The organism is Spirosoma humi, assembly GCF_054776575.1.
Map to the genome: position 1 here is coordinate 1,354,108 of NZ_BAAHBR010000015.1, position 16,703 is coordinate 1,370,810.

At 49.5% G+C, this 16,703-nt stretch carries 16 protein-coding genes; 10 read left to right on the forward strand and 6 right to left on the reverse strand.

Annotation, left to right across the window (positions count from 1 at the left end; translation table 11 throughout):
• Window positions 1–24: 24 nt before the first annotated feature.
• Together ACYU8Y_RS21905 and ACYU8Y_RS21910 are read left to right on the forward strand one after the other, a co-directional pair.
• Window positions 25–1,080, forward strand: coding sequence for an adenosine deaminase (locus ACYU8Y_RS21905; protein WP_460940241.1), 1,056 nt, complete (start codon window positions 25–27; stop codon window positions 1,078–1,080).
• A 471-nt stretch (window positions 1,081–1,551) separates the two neighbouring features.
• Window positions 1,552–2,478 (forward strand): SDR family oxidoreductase, encoded by a 927-nt coding sequence (locus ACYU8Y_RS21910; RefSeq protein ID WP_460940242.1) that lies wholly within the window; start codon window positions 1,552–1,554, stop codon window positions 2,476–2,478.
• A gap of 212 nt (window positions 2,479–2,690) precedes the next feature.
• On the opposite strand, the gene ACYU8Y_RS21915 is transcribed toward ACYU8Y_RS21910, so the two are convergent.
• Window positions 2,691–3,212, reverse strand: coding sequence for a DinB family protein (locus tag ACYU8Y_RS21915; protein ID WP_460940243.1), 522 nt, complete (start codon window positions 3,210–3,212; stop codon window positions 2,691–2,693).
• A 293-nt stretch (window positions 3,213–3,505) separates the two neighbouring features.
• Here ACYU8Y_RS21915 and ACYU8Y_RS21920 point away from each other — a divergent pair, with 293 nt between their 5' ends.
• The 3 genes from ACYU8Y_RS21920 to ACYU8Y_RS21930 all read left to right on the forward strand — a co-directional run bounded on the left by ACYU8Y_RS21920 (window position 3,506) and on the right by ACYU8Y_RS21930 (window position 5,795).
• Window positions 3,506–4,111 carry a hypothetical protein gene (locus tag ACYU8Y_RS21920; protein WP_460940244.1) on the forward strand — a complete coding sequence of 202 codons (606 nt, stop codon included), beginning with the start codon at window positions 3,506–3,508 and terminating at the stop codon, window positions 4,109–4,111.
• A 111-nt stretch (window positions 4,112–4,222) separates the two neighbouring features.
• Window positions 4,223–4,918 (forward strand): ferredoxin reductase domain-containing protein, encoded by a 696-nt coding sequence (locus ACYU8Y_RS21925; protein WP_460940245.1) that lies wholly within the window; start codon window positions 4,223–4,225, stop codon window positions 4,916–4,918.
• The gene (locus ACYU8Y_RS21930; RefSeq protein ID WP_460940246.1) at window positions 4,896–5,795 is read left to right on the forward strand and encodes a helix-turn-helix domain-containing protein; all 900 of its coding nucleotides are present in this window, start codon (window positions 4,896–4,898) and stop codon (window positions 5,793–5,795) included. Before ACYU8Y_RS21925 ends, ACYU8Y_RS21930 begins: the two co-directional genes overlap by 23 nt.
• A 152-nt stretch (window positions 5,796–5,947) precedes the next feature.
• Here the strand turns inward: ACYU8Y_RS21930 and ACYU8Y_RS21935 are convergent, their stop codons facing one another.
• Window positions 5,948–6,925, reverse strand: coding sequence for a helix-turn-helix transcriptional regulator (locus tag ACYU8Y_RS21935; protein ID WP_460940247.1), 978 nt, complete (start codon window positions 6,923–6,925; stop codon window positions 5,948–5,950).
• An 88-nt stretch (window positions 6,926–7,013) separates the two neighbouring features.
• Between ACYU8Y_RS21935 and ACYU8Y_RS21940 the strand changes: the two genes are divergently transcribed.
• The 3 genes from ACYU8Y_RS21940 to ACYU8Y_RS21950 all read left to right on the forward strand — a co-directional run bounded on the left by ACYU8Y_RS21940 (window position 7,014) and on the right by ACYU8Y_RS21950 (window position 9,782).
• Window positions 7,014–8,117 carry an FAD-dependent monooxygenase gene (locus tag ACYU8Y_RS21940; protein WP_460940248.1) on the forward strand — a complete coding sequence of 368 codons (1,104 nt, stop codon included), beginning with the start codon at window positions 7,014–7,016 and terminating at the stop codon, window positions 8,115–8,117.
• Between the two features lie 241 nt (window positions 8,118–8,358).
• Complete coding sequence (locus ACYU8Y_RS21945; protein WP_460940249.1) at window positions 8,359–8,658, forward strand: ArsR/SmtB family transcription factor; 300 nt, start codon at window positions 8,359–8,361, stop codon at window positions 8,656–8,658.
• A gap of 17 nt (window positions 8,659–8,675) precedes the next feature.
• A complete protein-coding gene (locus ACYU8Y_RS21950) occupies window positions 8,676–9,782 on the forward strand; it encodes an NADH:flavin oxidoreductase (protein WP_460940250.1) in 1,107 nt (368 codons plus the stop codon).
• 107 nt (window positions 9,783–9,889) lie between these two features.
• On the opposite strand, the gene mgtE is transcribed toward ACYU8Y_RS21950, so the two are convergent.
• The 4 genes from mgtE to ACYU8Y_RS21970 form a co-directional block, all read right to left on the reverse strand.
• Window positions 9,890–11,242, reverse strand: coding sequence for a magnesium transporter (gene mgtE / locus ACYU8Y_RS21955; protein WP_460940251.1), 1,353 nt, complete (start codon window positions 11,240–11,242; stop codon window positions 9,890–9,892).
• An 86-nt stretch (window positions 11,243–11,328) separates the two neighbouring features.
• Window positions 11,329–12,144 (reverse strand): 16S rRNA (adenine(1518)-N(6)/adenine(1519)-N(6))-dimethyltransferase RsmA, encoded by an 816-nt coding sequence (rsmA, locus tag ACYU8Y_RS21960; RefSeq protein WP_460940252.1) that lies wholly within the window; start codon window positions 12,142–12,144, stop codon window positions 11,329–11,331.
• Window positions 12,145–12,288: 144 nt separating this feature from the next.
• Window positions 12,289–12,657: an endonuclease domain-containing protein gene (locus ACYU8Y_RS21965; protein WP_460940253.1), complete on the reverse strand. Its 369-nt coding sequence runs from the start codon at window positions 12,655–12,657 to the stop codon at window positions 12,289–12,291.
• 31 nt (window positions 12,658–12,688) lie between these two features.
• Window positions 12,689–14,389 (reverse strand): Ig-like domain-containing domain, encoded by a 1,701-nt coding sequence (locus ACYU8Y_RS21970; protein WP_460940254.1) that lies wholly within the window; start codon window positions 14,387–14,389, stop codon window positions 12,689–12,691.
• 234 nt (window positions 14,390–14,623) lie between these two features.
• Here ACYU8Y_RS21970 and ACYU8Y_RS21975 point away from each other — a divergent pair, with 234 nt between their 5' ends.
• Together ACYU8Y_RS21975 and ACYU8Y_RS21980 are read left to right on the forward strand one after the other, a co-directional pair.
• The gene (locus tag ACYU8Y_RS21975) at window positions 14,624–16,132 is read left to right on the forward strand and encodes a hypothetical protein (RefSeq protein ID WP_460940255.1); all 1,509 of its coding nucleotides are present in this window, start codon (window positions 14,624–14,626) and stop codon (window positions 16,130–16,132) included.
• 105 nt (window positions 16,133–16,237) lie between these two features.
• Window positions 16,238–16,681 (forward strand): hypothetical protein, encoded by a 444-nt coding sequence (locus ACYU8Y_RS21980; RefSeq protein ID WP_460940256.1) that lies wholly within the window; start codon window positions 16,238–16,240, stop codon window positions 16,679–16,681.
• Window positions 16,682–16,703: the final 22 nt, after the last annotated feature.

Sequence of the window (16,703 nt, forward strand, 5' to 3'; positions counted from 1 at the left end):
AGATTAGTTACGAGCTGAAAACTGATGAGTTTTTCCGATTGCCTAACCAACGCTGAGAGCGGATCACCCATACATCCGTTTATTATTCAGCTTCCCAAAGCCGAACTGCACATGCATCTGGAAGGAAGCCTTGAACCTGATTTGATGTTTGAGCTGGCTGAACGCAACCAAATCAAGCTTCCCTGGAATTCGCCACTGGCCCTTCAGCAAGCCTTCCGGTTTACCAATCTTCAGTCCTTTCTGGACGTCTATTTTGAGGGATGTCGGGTACTGCGTCGCGAGCAGGACTTCTATGAGCTTACACTGGCTTATTTAACCCGAGTCCGCCAGGATGGTGTTCGTCACGCTGAAGTCTTTTTAGGCCCTCAAAGCTTCACCCAAACGGGCGTGCCCATTGAGGTGATCATGAATGGGGTGTTGAGTGCGCTGCGTGAAGGAGAAAAGTTGTTCCACATGACAACCGGCTTCCTGGTCAGCGCGCATCGACACCGCCAGGAAGCCGATGCGTTAGCCCTGCTGGAATCAGTTCGACCTTGGTATGAGCAAATTGCAGGGTTTGGGCTGGGAGGAGCCGAACGAGGCAATCCTCCAACTAAGTTTCGCTCGTATTTTGCCCAGGCTCAGCGACTAGGCTTCAAGACCACAATTCATGCCGGCGAAGAGGGGCCAGCTGACTATATAAAGCAGGGACTTCATCTGTTGACCGTTGACCGTATCGACCACGGCAATGCAGCCCTGGATGACCCTCAGCTAATGCACGATCTAGCCCAAACGAAGATTCCTCTGACGCTGTGTCCCTTATCGAACGTACTGCTGAAGGTGGTACCCCAGCTTGAGCAACATCCATTAAAGAAAATGCTCCAAGGGGGCTTGTTGGTATCAATCAATTCGGATGATCCTTCTTACTTTGGCGGCTATCTGGCTGCCAACTGGCAGGCGTGTCAGCAAGCCCTTGCATTGAGCCAGTCAGAGCTGGTGCAACTGGCCAAAAACAGCTTTGAGAGTGCTTTCTTACCAGCGGATCAAAAGAAACACTACGTTGCCGCCGTGGATGAGTTTGTTCAGCATTGGCAGGAATAATCTTATGTGCCTGGGGAATCGGCACCGGCAGGAACCTGCGGTCAATTTTAGGGCGTATGCTATTGATTGAGGTTGACAAATCGTAAAAAATAATCGTCTCTATAAACCCTCCCAACGGAGACGAATAATAGCCACGAGTAAAGCGAGTAACAAGCTTGTAAATTTCTTGACCGGCGCTAATAGACCCATGCTAGGTCTGACAGAATCGTTGAGAAGGTACGTGTCGACGCAGTCGATAATTGCCCTGGTAATATCAATAGCACCAAACGCTCCTGCGTGAGACGTGAGGACTTTAACGAGCAGGCGACGGATTTTGCAGACAGCCGCAGCGGTACAAAACGGCAAACAAAGCCACCATCCCAAAACGTCGTATTGTTGTCGTTGATACATACTTTGAACTACAACAATACGACTTTAGACTACATCTGTTTTTTATTGGCTGTCCACCTTTGCATCAACAAAAAACAGTAGATGCAGACGGAAATGAATAATTGGACAGCCGCTAATATTCCGCAAAGAAACAGTGGTTTAGCGATCATTACAGGCAGTACCGAAGGAATCGGGTATGAAGATGCACTGGCTCTATCATCGGCAGGATGGCCTGTCCTATTGATGGGACGTAATCCTCAAAAAGGGGCGGAATCAATAGCCAGGATTCAACAGATCAACCCCAACGCCAACGTGAGTTTCGAGAAAATAGACCTTGCCGACCTGTCATCAATCAAATCCTTTGCGTCGAAAATGATGTCAAAAGGGCAAGCCATTGATCTTCTCATCAATAACGCTGGCGTCATGACACCGCCAAAACGACTCGAAACGGCCGATGGCTTTGAGTTGCAGTTCGGCACAAACCATATTGGCCACTTTGCTCTGACAGCACGACTTCTTCCCTTATTACGCCAATCACCCGATGCTCGTGTTGTTACCGTGTCAAGTATAGCCAATCGTGAAGCAGTAATCAATTTTGATGACCTTCAGTCAACCTCTTCGTATGCGCCAGGGAAAGCATACAGCCAATCAAAACTGGCCAACCTGATGTTTGCTTTAGAACTTCAGCGACAAAGTGAAAAGCACGGTTGGGGTATCGTGAGTATGGCTGCCCATCCAGGTGTTTCTCGAACAAATCTGCTTATTACTGGCGCAGGACGATGGAGTGTCGCAGGCATGGCGAGAACTTTTTTTCCGTTTTTGTTCCAGCCATCTGCTCAAGGAGCCTTGCCAACCTTATATGCAGCTACTGCTCCAGAGGCTAAAGGAGGTGCATATTATGGACCCAATAAAATGATTGAGACTCGAGGATTTCCATCTGTGGCAAAAATACCTGCACAAGCAGAGGATGTAAATGTTTCTTTGAAATTATGGGAGATCTCGCAAGAGTTAGCTAAAGTTGAATTTTAGCCCTTACGCTTTCAAGCTCCTATTTCATTGTATAGAAACCTTTTCGATCCACCCAATGATCTACTATGTACTTTTCGGTAGCCATACTCCCCTTGTGAAACCTCTCTTTTTGCCCCATTCCAACCCGGTTGAACTGGCCTGGTACGGGAACGAGGTGTTGGCAAAGGCAGGCTCCCAAATGAGACGAAGGGGCGTATACATATCGCTGCCACTTAACTTACTCGTAGGCCAAAATCGTGACGCGTATCCACCACACGCTTAATAAGCCCGATCTGGCCACAGTGGTACATGGTGTGCTTGATATTCCAATCAATGGCCTCCCGTTTTGTGGTGGCGATGGGGTGAGCAGTTGGGGTGGGCTCCAACGGATCATCTAGTTCCGAAGCCTGCACCGTCGCCAGGATTGCTAACGACTTTTGCTGCATGAAGAGCAAATCCTCTTTCAATTTAGCGGAATCTACTTTGCCTACGGATTGGAAAGGAGCGGCTATGGTAAACCATTCACTGTATTCTCGAATGGGAAGCTGCTGGAGGATGTCCATTTGGTGTCCCCGAATGACCATAATGGAATGGAAATAATGACTGATAAGTAAATGACCAATCTGCCAATCGATACTGGATTCTACGGTCGCAGGAATGATGTGCCACTTGTCAGGCGGCAGGGTCTCCACCAGTCTATTAATCCATTGATAGGCATTGGCAGTTTGGTCAACCAAGATCTGGGTTTCAGTCATCCGTAGTGAGCGAGTTTTACGTAGCAGAAATGCTGTTATTTTTTAGTGGGCTAAGTTATGATAACTCGTTCAAAAGATAGTGTGTACCCGTTTAGGAATACCGCTTTGGGCTTATTTACAGAACTTGTTTATTCTAAACTTGTCTTCCGAAACGCTCGTGCTTAAATTACTTACATTCTGTATCGGAAAGTAGGCACAGGAAGCTAGCTTCATTATACACAATCACTTAGTGACCTATTTCGTAGTTTACTGAGCCATTGTGCCTAACTTGGTGCTTTTCCCTTCAGTTGCTCATGCGCCATTTATTACGGACTCGTTGCCTGTGTTCCCTTGTGTTCTTATTTGCCCTAAGCGGTACGCTCCAAGCGCAGGGCCAATCAACACCCGATTCTACGAAGACAGCTTTTAATTTTAAACAGGCTCCCTGGTATGTCCGATCGGTCCCTTTTTCCATCTATACAGGGGCGGGCAAAACCAGCGATCGGGTAGCGCAGAATATTGAGATCGGCAAGACGTTCGATGTCATTGACCTGGGCATTGCTTTCGGCCGCAACTCCCTCAGACCCGACACCACGTTGTTCCTGGAAGCCAGAGTAACGATGGATGTGGCCAACTACGGCATCTTCGCCAATGAAATGGCCATTGGCGCAGGCCGCGTTTTCGACTCGAAGGGGAGTTTGATGCTGGAACTCAGCTACAACATTTTCGCCCAGATTGCTCCCAAAGTTGGCTTCGGCATCACGACCGGCTACTACGACTTCAGCAACGACTCCTTTGATAGCTCCAAAACGTTTTATGGATTTATTCTTCGTTATGGGCTACAACGTACTGATTCGGGTGGCATTGTTGGTCTTGGTCGGGGCGGACGCCGGATTCGCGCGAGACACGTACATCGATAGCCGTTTGCCCAGCTAGCCTTTAGACGTGAATAGTCCACCATAAACCGTCATTTGTCGGACAAATCACCGATGTGGACGGGCTACTTTTGCCAGGCAAATCAACTGATAGCTATGGCAAATATTATTAAACGAGCCTTCAAGCTGATCGAAAAAACATTGGCCGCCCCAGCCAACGTATTGGATGTCAGACCATGGAACCCCGCTTCTATGTACGAAATCGATCTACACTTGCCCACCGTCGATATGGGCAAATGGAAAAGCATCCATCGACTTAAGTGTAAGGTAGATGAGTTTGAATACCGGGACTACACCCCTGCCTGGTGGGAGGCCGAAAAGGGAATTTGTACCCTCTACGTAGAAACCGGGCATAACGGCGCGGGTAGCCGCTGGGCACAACGCATTCGGCCAGGCGACCAGGTTCTGGTAGGGCCTGCTCATGCCGCTCCCCTACCGGCCAGACAAGGTAAAGTGCTGGCCCTGGTCGACGGCAGTGCACTTGGTCATGTGTTGGGGTTGAAACAGCTGACTTACCCGGAAGAACACCCGCTGGAGGTGGCCGTGTTCCTGCCCGAAGACTACCAGATTCCAACGGCATTGATCCGTGAAAATCCGGAATTTGACTTTATTGTCCAGCCCGACGGCAGCAGTCTGGAAAGTTTGGAAAAATGGACAGGCACCAAAGACCTACGTGAGTATAGCTCCATTTATATTGCAGGGTATATTCCTATGGTTCGGGAACTACGAAAAAAGCTAAAAAGTAGCGTCGATCCTAACACGACTATTTATGCACACGGATTCTGGCGATAAACCGCCAATGACGGTTATGTCTAAAGGCCCGATACAGGTCTACCAGATGAATGAAATATCGGAAGGCGTAGTCCTTTTCCAGTTGCCTCATCCAATACTCCAGCACTATCAGAATGAACTGACGAATCCGCACCGGCATGATCATTACACCTGCTTCTTCCTGGAAGAAGGCACCATAACGACTCACATTGATTTCAAGCAGGTTACCATCGACAAAACAGCCTTCCTGCTATCCCAGCCGGGTCAAATTCACCAGGTACGTTCTGCCCACCAGTGCAAAGGCTGGGTTCTGGGATTCGATGCCAAACTGATCGACGAAGCCGTACGAGATTTACTGGAGCAGTCTTTGTCAACCGTTATGTTATTAACCCTGAATGAAAGTGAACAGGCGTGGTTCAAAGCCATGCTTTTGCTGATTGACAGGTCTTTGTATGAAAACAAATCGGCCATTTTTCACCATAAGCTTGTTCAGACCTTGCTCAATGGGTTTATCTACCGCGTAGCGGCTATTTTTCAGGCACAGCTTCACGACCGGCTTCGGGACTACTCCGTACGTAGCCTGGAGATGACCCGGAAATTTCGTCAGTTACTGACTCAGCAAATTCTTACGTGTAAAAAACCATCGGACTATGCCCAACAATTGAATGTATCGGCCAGTCACTTAAATGACACGATCAAAGCCGTGACAGGCTTTTCGGTTACGTATCATATCCAGCAGGCCGTTTTGGCTGAAGCGCAGCGGTTGCTGGTCTACACCGACTTAAGTGTCCAGGAAATTGCCACACGGCTGGGTTACGAAGACCCTAAATACTTTATCCGTTTATTTGGGAAAGGGGTCGGTTTATCACCAGCCAGATTCAGGAAGAACAACCTGTAAAGGCTTTAAATGAGGCACAAGTTCGGCCTTTAGGTATATAGCGTATGTACATGAATGCACACCTAGACCTTAGGGACAAAATGCCAGCCCCACTCTGACTGCGAATGGATGCGATTGTTTACTTAACTCCGTCTGTATAAGCCCCTTTCTTTTCATCCTTTTCCCATACTCCACTTTTTGGGCTTGCTGCCAAGGTGCTCTTCAAACAAGCGGGTAAAGTGGCTCAGGTTGGAAAAGCCAAGTCGATAGCCGGTTTCCGATACCGTGAGCTTTTCGTCACGGAGTAGTCGGGCGGCTTCCTGCATCCGGATGCGCTGGAAATAATCGTATAAACCCATTCCAAAAACTTGGGTAAATAACTTACGCAGTTTTAGCTCGTTCATACCCGCTATGCGTACCAGTTCTTTTACGGGAGTAGGTTCGTTAAGTTTTACCATCAGACTATCACGCACTTTATACAGGGCCTTTAACTCATCAATGGTTACCTGTTCGTGCGCGGCCTCTTTTCGTTTCGTCAAATCGCGAAATAAAAAGTACAACAACTCCAACGTCTTTACCCGGTAATAAAGAGCGGGCAACGCGGGCTGAGTACTGGTCCTGCTGATCTCATTCGCCACCCGGACAATATCGGCCGACATGAATTCGTCAATAAAAAACTGGTTTTCCTGCCCCAGTAAAAAATCGAAACGAGCATGCTCTTCGCTTAGAAGCAACTGCAGATAATCCAGACTCACGATAATTGAAATCAGCTTCCGGTGCGAATGGCTGGGCAGTTGAATGCTCGCCCCTACCTGCAAGGGCATTATTTGTATACTGGGCAGTTCTTCACTCAAAACCATTTTTCGGGGGGCGGTTTCTTCGAGCCCATCATTAAAAAAATTATTGAAGGCAATCAAGACTCCGCGCTCAATAGCTCTAATCGCCCCTCGCCTGAACGTAAACTCCTTTTTGGAGACCATGCTCCGAATCATCAGGGCGAACTCGGGTAGAAAATCAAAAATCTGAACGTTGGTGAACTCAAAACTCTGCAAAAAATCATCCCGAACGTCTCTGGACAGTTCTACACCCAGGCGTTCTGCCATGGCCGCCATTTTGTCAAAGTGCTGCTGATTATCGACTTTTGATTTCATGTTTACGACTAGTTTTAGTAGCGATCGCGCTATTTTAACCCTAAAAACTGACATTCCTTTGCATACGAATTAAGTAAGAAGACCAACCATGCAAAAGTCAGTTTTGATTTCAGGGGCCAGTATTGCGGGCCTAACAATGGCGTACTGGATGAACCAGTATGGCTACCGGGTAACCGTCGTAGAAACCGGTTCTGCACCCAGAATGGGTGGCTCCCCCATCGATGTGCGGGGTGACTCGTTGGACACGGCCCAGCGAATGGGCATACTCGACGCGATAAAAGCAGCTAAAGTGCCAACCAAAGGGCTTGAGTTTATGAATGCCGCTGGCGACGTACAGGGAACGATGCAGGTCGAGGAAATCGGGGCTATCCGGCCGGGCGACGATACGGAAATTCGCCGGGACGATCTGGTGAACATTTTATACGCCAAGGCCAAAGACGGCATTACGTATCGTTTCAACAATCGGCTGGTCGCGTTAACACAAAGCGAAGACGCGGTAACGGTTACGTTTAAAGACGGAACGGTCGACGCTTATGACTTCGTCATTGGGGCTGATGGCATTCACTCGGGGGTTAGAAAGCTCACCTTTGGCCCGGAAGAGCAGTTTACGCATTTCCTGAATTTTTATTTTTCTGTTTTTCCAGTCGACGGATCCCTGGGCAAGAAAAATTATGGGCAGATGTACAATACGCCCACCAATCTGGCCGTGATCTACTATTACAACGAGGCTTGTGCGGATGGCTTTTTAACATTCAGAGCCAACCAGAAAGTCGACTACGACCGGTACGATATCGACGGCCAGAAACGAATCATCATTGAAGCTTTTCAGGGCGTAGGCTGGAAAGTACCCCAACTCATTGACGAATTAAAAAAAGCCGATACGTTTTATTTTGACCAGGGATGCCAAATAAAAATGCCCACGTGGACCAGTGGCCGAGTGGCTTTAGTTGGCGATGCAGGCTATGCACCCGCTTTTCCGACCGGAATGGGAAGCACGTTGGCCATGCAGGGCGCTACTGTTCTGGCCGATGCGATGGCTGAAGAGGCTGATTATAAAGTGGCTTTTCAGAAATACAATGAACGCTTCCGGCCAATGGTGGAAGCCTTACAAGCCACGGTTCATGACGGCCTTTCCTTTTTGTTGCCCCCAACCCAGGAAGCCATTGATAGTAGAAATAAAGGCACTAGATAAAGAAACTCGATGGATGCGGAGAGGTGTTAGCAATTCCCGCATCCATCGGCCTTTGCTGACCAACAAAACTACTTCGTAGGAACACCAACGCAGGCTGCCCGCAAAGCTCCAGACAATACGAAAAAAGGTTGTAATCAACTCTGGGGTTATTGCCGATGTGACGAATGCTTCAAACTCAATTAGTTTTTCATAAAAGTACTATCCATTTCTAGATATCGAGAAAAGTCGATATATTTGTTATATGGAACAGGTTGATCTATTCAAAGCGCTGTCTAACAAGACGCGCCTGCAAATGCTGGAATGGCTTAAAGAACCGGAAATTAATTTTCCGGGGCAGAAAGAATATGGCTATGACCAGGGAGTATGTGTCGGTCAGCTTCAGGCGAAGGCTAACCTCACCCAGTCAACTGTTTCCGAATACCTCTCAATCCTGCAGCGTGCCGGGTTTGTCAAAGCCACCCGCAAGGGGCAATGGACCTACTACAAACGCGACGAAGCGGCCTTTGAGCGGTTAAGTAAACTTATTTCTTCTTCGCTCTAATACAACCCCAGAAAAAGATGAGTACTCAGAGTTTGTTCAGGCCTTTTCAGTTAAAAACACTGGATTTAAGAAACCGCATCGTCATGGCACCAATGACGCGCTCGTTTTCACCTGGTGGCATACCCACTGAAAAGGTAGCCGCTTATTATCAGAAAAGAGCAGAAGGTGAAGTAGGCCTGATTTTGTCGGAAGGCACCGTCATTGACCGCCCCTCGGCCTCCAATGATGCAAACATACCCCATTTTTACGGCGAGCAGGCGCTAGAAGGCTGGCAACGCGTTATCGATCAGGTTCACGCTACCGGTGGGCAAATGGGCCCGCAAATCTGGCACATGGGCATTATGGATAACCACCAGTCGGGGTGGGTGCCGCCTGTTCCCTTCGAAGGACCGTCGGGACTCAACCGGCCGGGTTTCGCCAATGGCTCGACCATGTCTCAAAAAGACATTGACGACACGATACAGGCTTTTGGTAAAGCCGCAGCCGATGCCCAAAAAGTAGGGTTTGACTGTATCGAACTTCATGGAGCACATGGCTACCTGATCGACCAGTTCTTCTGGGAGGCAACCAACTTGCGTACTGACGGGTATGGCGGCAAAACCCTGGCTGAGCGTACGCGTTTTGCTACGGATGTGATAAAAGAAGTCAGAAAACAGGTAGGCGAAGATTTTGCCATCATCATCAGACTATCTCAGTTTAAACCCGCAGAGTACACGCATAAACTGGCTAAAACACCGCAGGAAATGGAAGCCTGGCTTCAGCCGTTGGTGGATGCTGGCGTCGATGTGCTTCACTGTTCACAACGTCGTTTCTGGGAACCTGAATTCGAGGGATCTGATCTCAACTTTGCCGGTTGGGCCAAAAAGGTGACGGGCAAAACCACCATTACGGTCGGTTCAGTGGGCCTTACGGGTGAGTTCTTCGGGGCTTTTGCGGGCGAAAGCTCACAACCCGCTTCCCTGGATGAGCTGAACAGACGAATGGACCGGGGCGATTTTGACCTGGTCGCTGTAGGCAGGCCGCTCCTGGCCGATCCTAATTGGGTAGCCAAAATAAAAGCAGGCCGGACCGGTGAGTTGAAAGGCTTTAGTAAAGAGGCTTTCGCCGAACTGATACTGGACTAAGGCTGCAACAAATCGGTCTTTGTGTGTTCAGTCCCACTATAGAAAAAGCTCCGTTGGGAGCTTTTTCTGGTTCAATACCTTTAAGGTCCAGGATAAGATTGGCGCAATCAGACTTCAGCCAGCAGCCACTGGGCAATCAAAAAATAAACGCCGATGCCAATCAGGTCATTGGCCGTTGTAATAAACGGCCCTGAGGCTACAGCCGGGTTGATGCCGACTTTATTGAGCAACAATGGCGTTACGGTCCCCATAAAGGAGGCCAGCAAGACAACAGCCAACAGCGAGGTGGCGACGACGAAAAACAAACGGGGCTCACCAATGATGAACGTGTAAGTTCCCGCAATCAAACCCACGACCAGACCATTGATGACGGCAACCATCAGCGTTCGTAATAACCGGCGGCCAAGGGTTGTGCTCAGACCCGACGTATCCGCCAGGCTTTGCAGAATCAGCGATGAGGTCTGAATCCCGACATTGCCCCCCGTTGACCCAATAATGGGAATGAAAGCGGCCAGAGCGGCAATCTTGCCTAGTTCCGTCTGAAAACCGTTGATAACGGTTGCTGCCATCAGGCTGCCTATCGCCCCGGCTACAAGCCAGGGCAATTGTACTTTTGACCGTCGCCAAATGTTGTCATCCTCCTCGACTTCTCCCGACAGACCGGAAATTACCTGGATGTCTTCTTCGGCCTGCTCGGTAATGACGTCGACTACATCATCGATGGTGATCCGGCCCAACAATCGTTGCTGAACATTCACGACCGGAATGGCATCCAGGTCATACCGCTGCATCACTTCGGCCACTTCATCGACGGGCCGGTAGGTTTCGACAAACACAATGTCGTCGTCGTAAATGTCCGCAATTTTGGCATTCTTCCGGGCGAGCACAATTTTCTTCAGCGATACCAGTCCCAGCAACTTCCCCACGTCGTCGACAACGTAAACGGCGTATACATTCTCAACGTCTTCGGCTTGCTGGCGAATCTCTTCAATGCAGGCATTTACCGTCAGATTGACATTGATTCGGATGAGTTCCTTCTGCATCAGACTACCCGCTACCCCATCCTCGTAATGCAGCAAATCCAGAATGAACCGCGCCTGCTCCCGGTCTTCGAGCAGACCGATTACTTCCTCCCGTACCTGAATGGGTTGCTGATTGAGCACGTCCACGGCATCGTCGGAGTCCATCTGGTTGATAAACGGGGCAATTTCAGCAGACGTAAACAACTTGAGCAACGTGGTTCGCTCGGTCTGATCGAGGTTAGCCAGAATTTCGGCACCGACCGTTTTGTCGAGCAGGCTAAGCAGGTAATGCGCCGATTCAGGCGCTAGCTCGTCCAGAACACCCGAAATATCGGCCGGATACAGCTCCTCCATCTCCGTTCGAAGCAAGGCATCATCACCCGCGTCGATGGCCGCCTGAATAGTATCGAGGTAATCTTTAGTAAGTTCGAACGTCATGGTTTTAAAAGCGAAACCGGTCCACCAAAGTGGCGTGAATGAGCGAGAGAGGATGACCTGTGTTTTGTAGTCCAGGTGACGCGTGTTTACTCCTGCGCGCGCTCGTCCATTAACAAAGTCAACTCCACGAACTCCGCTACGCCTAGCTGCTCGGCTCGTTTGTCCATGAATGGGCTGGCAAGAGCAGCTTCCGACGGAGCGAGTGGTTTGAGTGCGTTACGAAGTGTTTTCCGGCGCTGGCTAAAGCCGTGCTTCACCACCTGCGTAAACTTTTTCACGTCGCAACCCAGGTCAGTGGTGCTGTTGCGACGAAGGGAGATCACGCCCGAAAAGACCTTTGGGGGCGGATTGAATACGTCCGGTTCGACCGTGAATTCGTATTTAATGTCATACCAAGCCTGTAGCAACACGCTCAGAATTCCATAATCTTTATTACCGGGTCCGGAGGCTACCCGCTGGGCTACTTCGCGCTGAAACATGCCCACCACCTCGGGTACCCGATCGCGCATGTCAAGCACTTTAAATAAAATCTGGGTCGAGATGTTATAGGGAAAGTTGCCGATTACGGCAAATGGCTCGGTGCTATCCGCTTGCTTGGTTGGCAGCAGATCGGGGCGAATGTTCAGAAAATCAGCCCCTAATATTCGACCTTCGAGCGCAGGAACGTGCTGTTTCAGGTAATCGACTGACTCGCGGTCAATTTCGATAACATAGGTGTCAACGTTTGTCTTCTGAAGTAGAAATTGGGTCAACACACCCATTCCCGGCCCAATTTCAAGAACTTTCGTGTAGGGCACTCCATCGACGCCCGCATGCATCGTCAGCAAGTCGGCAATACGTTGAGCAATACTCAGGTCTTTCAAAAAGTGCTGACCGAGTTCTTTTTTAGGTTTAACGTACATAATTCCGGCGGATTGGGACTGATTTTGTTACCCAGCGCAAAGGTACGGGCCAAGGGCTGAATAATCAGCGGCCATCTGGCGCTGTGCTGTTTATTATTCAGCCAGTAAAAGAACTATACCCGGAATTCCTAGTGCGATCTGATACTATTCTTTTGTGATATATTGCTGAAGATCACGAAGAACCTGACTCATGTTATCCATTACCGCTGCATTCGGAAAGCGAATGACACGGACATCCAGCGTTTCAATGGCCTTTTGCCGCTCTTCATCATGCAGTTGAACTTCGCTGGTTTGGTGTATTTCTCCATCTAATTCGATAGCCAGACGTTCTGAAGGACAGTAGAAATCTAATACGAACAAGCCAATACTATGCTGCCTCCTGAACTTCAAACCAGTTAACTGACCACCTTTTAACCGTTGCCAAAGCACCTTTTCGGCTTCCGTAGCGCCGTTACGTAGTTCCTTTCGGATAGATTTCAGCGAGGAGAGATTATTGAGTTGTCCGTTTCTCATTGGCTTGTTGTTTTTACCACCCCCAACCCCCTCAAAAGTCGAGATCGGTCAGTTCGAAATCCTGCTTGACCCGGATGGTTCCGTTCTCTTCGGTGCCGGGGTTGTAAATGATACGTTCGGGCTGAATTCCTTTCTGCACATTACCGATGTCCCGCCGTCGATTGTTATTGGCGTCGATGATCAGCCGAAGGCGATAAAGTCCGGGCTTGAGTCGACCAAAACTAAAACTTGTTGTGCTGTAGGCCGTTCGAACAACCTGGTATTTATCGTCCAGTAGCTCAACGATGAAGTTGGTACCAGCGGGTCCAACGGTGGCCGGATTCACTTTCCCGGCAATAAGACCGTAACTATCGTCCTTGGCGATCAGGTACCGGGCCGAGTAACGGGGCAACGTGTCGCCCTGAACACTGACAAAGGCGCCTTTCTGAAGTCGGAAAAACAGGGTATCGCGTAGAGTAGTCTTTTCCCGAATAATCAGTCGGGAGAAATTATTACTCCATGTCAGGTTAGCAGGTGTCAGTTTAATGGGTTTCGTACTGTCCGCCCCAATAATCATCAACTGCGTACTAAACCGTAAAATGGGCTTATTGAAGACCAGCGTAAATTCCAGGTTATTATCGATCGGCTCACCCGAAGGAGGATTTACCTGTACCGCCAGCGCTGTCCGGTTTTTGGCCCGTGTTTTCAATGGCGAAAAATAAACCCGCTCTCGCAGTTCCGTCACGTTGCCCACCGAATCTTCGGCCATAATGGTTAAGTGCAGGGTATCGTCGGCGGCCCGATTAGCCGGTCGGTAAAGCCGAATCATTTTGGGATTCTCCAAAGCCGAGACGAGTGTATCAGCCGATGCATTCTGCGCTGGTGCCGTCGTGGATACAGCCGTCGTGGACACAGCCGTCGTGGATACGGGTTTGCCGAAACGTAATTTATAGCTGGCTATGCCACTACTGAGTTCAAGGCCGAGGGTTTCGTCGGTGCGTTCGCGTCGGCTGATGCGCGGCTTCCCGTAGCCCCGAAACGCGACCATATTGACATCCGAATAGTTGCGGTTCAAGTTCAAGACGCTATCCCGAAAAGCCACCCGCTCGCCTGGCGTGTTGTTCACCAGGTTTAAATCTTTATCATCGAAACCATAGACCTTATACTGGCCAGCCTTCACGTTTTCGATGCGGTAATTGCCACTGCTGTCCGTTCGGGCAAAATACTGAGGGCGTTTTCGATTGATAGGCAGTGTATCCGTCGGTGCAAATAAGCCGACGACAAATCCCAGCAGTGGCTGCCGACTTTCATCGTCCACCACATTGCCGGTCAGGTAAAGCGAATCGATACTGGACCCCGTACTGAAAACGATTTTGGTGTTTTTAGCGATGTTACGCTCGGTAATGTCTTTGATACCATCGGCAAAATCAATGGTGTAGGTCGTGTTGGGTAAAAAGGGTTTGGCAAAGGTAAGCCGGATACCAAGCGGCAATGACTTCACCACGAACGTATTGCTGTCCTGGGGTGTAATCGTTATTTTTTGCTGCAGATTCTCACTGTTTACGTATTCATCAAATTCCAGTTCAACCGTCTTGCCCTTGTAGTTGAGTTGGCGGGCGGTGGGCAGGCTACTCACTAGTTTCGGGGCCAGGGTGTCTTTCTTACCACCAGGCGGTTGGGCTACCTGTGCGCAGTTTTGGAGAAGAATGGGAAGAACCAGTAAAAAACTCAGTACTAGATGGCGGAGCGTCATGTTGGGTGTAATCAGAACTACAAAGGTAAACGTCCGTTCATCGTTAATCCGTACCGATTGACATAAAATGGCCCGATGGTTCGTTACGTTCTATAGTAATTTAAGAAAATTTAAGGTCACGCAGGTTCATGACGGGTTAACGTATAGCCAGATGCCTACTTTTGCGACAGGTCCGGCCGCAAATAGCGGATTGGCAGCAGAAACCCTACCCATTCATAAACTCAATAACTATTCATGATTCACCCCCGTTTTTGTTTATTGCCACTGCTTGTGCTGTCGATAGGTTATCTATCCGGCTGCTCCAGTTCAGGCGATAAATTAGATGACCAGATCAGCGACGCCCTGAGTAACGACAACACCTTAGACGTGACAGAAGCCGATGCGCTACGGGTATATATCGGGCAGGAAAGCAAAGAACTGGGTGCCGACAAAAAAACAAAGGCGCTCCTGACACCCGATGGAAAAATCGACGAGTCGGCCCTGGCAGCGTATATTAAGCGGAATCGCACGTACCGTAAACTGGCCAAAGAAGGCAAAGAGCCGACTCTGGCTATGTCGGGAGCCGTCACAGCCGGCAAACCGTTGCGCCTGAAAGTTTACCTTGAAGCCAGCGCCAGCATGTTTCCCTACGATGCGCCAAACGGAAACGGTGCCTTCAAACGGACAATCAACGATGTGCTCACGGAGTTCGATGCCGTTAATCCTGGCCAGGGGAAATTATTCGTCGTGAATACGGAGGTGAATGATCTGGGCTTAACGCTACCTCAGTTCTTCAAGCAAAAAGATATTTTCACCGTCGCCAAAACGAAAGGAAAAACCACCAGCACCGATTTCGAAGGTATTTTCAGCGAAATTCTGCGGAACACCACCGGCGACGACCTGAGTGTACTGGTCTCCGATCTGATTTATTCGGACCCGAATCTGGCGGGTATGAGCGCCCAGAAAACGCTCGACGCGGCCAGTTCGCTGCTTACCACGGTCTTCAACCCATACGCCAGTACTCATTCGATGCTGGTGATCAAGCTTACCTCCGACTTCGACGGAACGTATTATAGCTGGAACAACGCCAAGAAACCCTACAAGGGTGAGCGGCCTTATTACCTCTGCCTCGTTGGCCGGAATGAAACCATGCAGCGGCTTTACCAGGATCAGACGTACCAGACGATTCGCCGGTTCGATCAGTTGCCCGGTTACGCCGATTCCTGGTTCTTCGGAAGGGACACCAAAAACATTACCCCATTTTACAGTATTCTGGTAACGGACCCGGCTCGCAAAGGCCGCTTCAAACGATCCGGCGAAGAAGTCCGCAGCCACGCCAAAGCCATTCACGCCCTCGAAGATGTACAACCTGATGTGGCCGACAAAAATCTAACCATCCCGGTAGCCGTCGACTTATCAGCCCTGCGCGTACCAGCGTCGTTACTTACCGATGCCAGCCAGTATGTCGTTGACGGAAAAGATAACTTCAAGGTGTCGGCGATTCAGTCCTATTCGGGAGCCAACGGCACAACGCACAAGCTATTATTGACCACCGATAAACCCGCGCGTGGCGAACGGACGGCAACAATCCGACTTCGGCGGCAGTTTCCACCTCGTTGGATTGCCAATACCAATACCACCAACGATGCCTCACCAGATGCTAACTCGACTTTTGGCATTCAAAATCTGTTACAAGGCGTCGAACGAGCGTACAACCCTACTAATCAAACTGAATATTTCACGCTAACCATCAAATTAGAATGAGTGAACGAGTTAAAAAGAGCGAAAGAATGAATGAGCGAAAGAGCGCAAAGCTAACGCGAGTTCCCTTCCGCTCTTTCACTCTTTCGCTCTTTCACCTTTTCAAAAATGGAAGAATCGCTTTATAATTTTTACAACCTGTTCGTTAACGGCAGCCTGCTGGAAGATTTGTATCAGGAAGAACTCCTGTCACCGCTCACCTGGACGGCCGTCGGGCTGGCCTTCGTTGTGGCATTTGCCTTTTATATCTGGCCCTTCAACAAGGTCAGTTTTAGTGGTTTCGGAAGCTGGCTCCTGATGACGGGCGTAAGCGCCCTGTTCCTGTTCGTTATTACACTGGTTACCTGTTATCAGAAAGCGAATCAGGACATCCCCCGCGATGAAGCCGACCCAAATCAGGGAACTCTCTTCGATCAGGGCGTCAGCGTATTCTTGAGCTATGCCTTCGAAATGGCCTTGCTTACGGCTTTCATTTTCTTTATTATATCCATGGTGCTGAAAAACTTCAGCAAGAACGCCAAACATCGGCCAATGCTCTGGCCGTCAAAGTAACCTGTACCAGACAGCCTCTGGC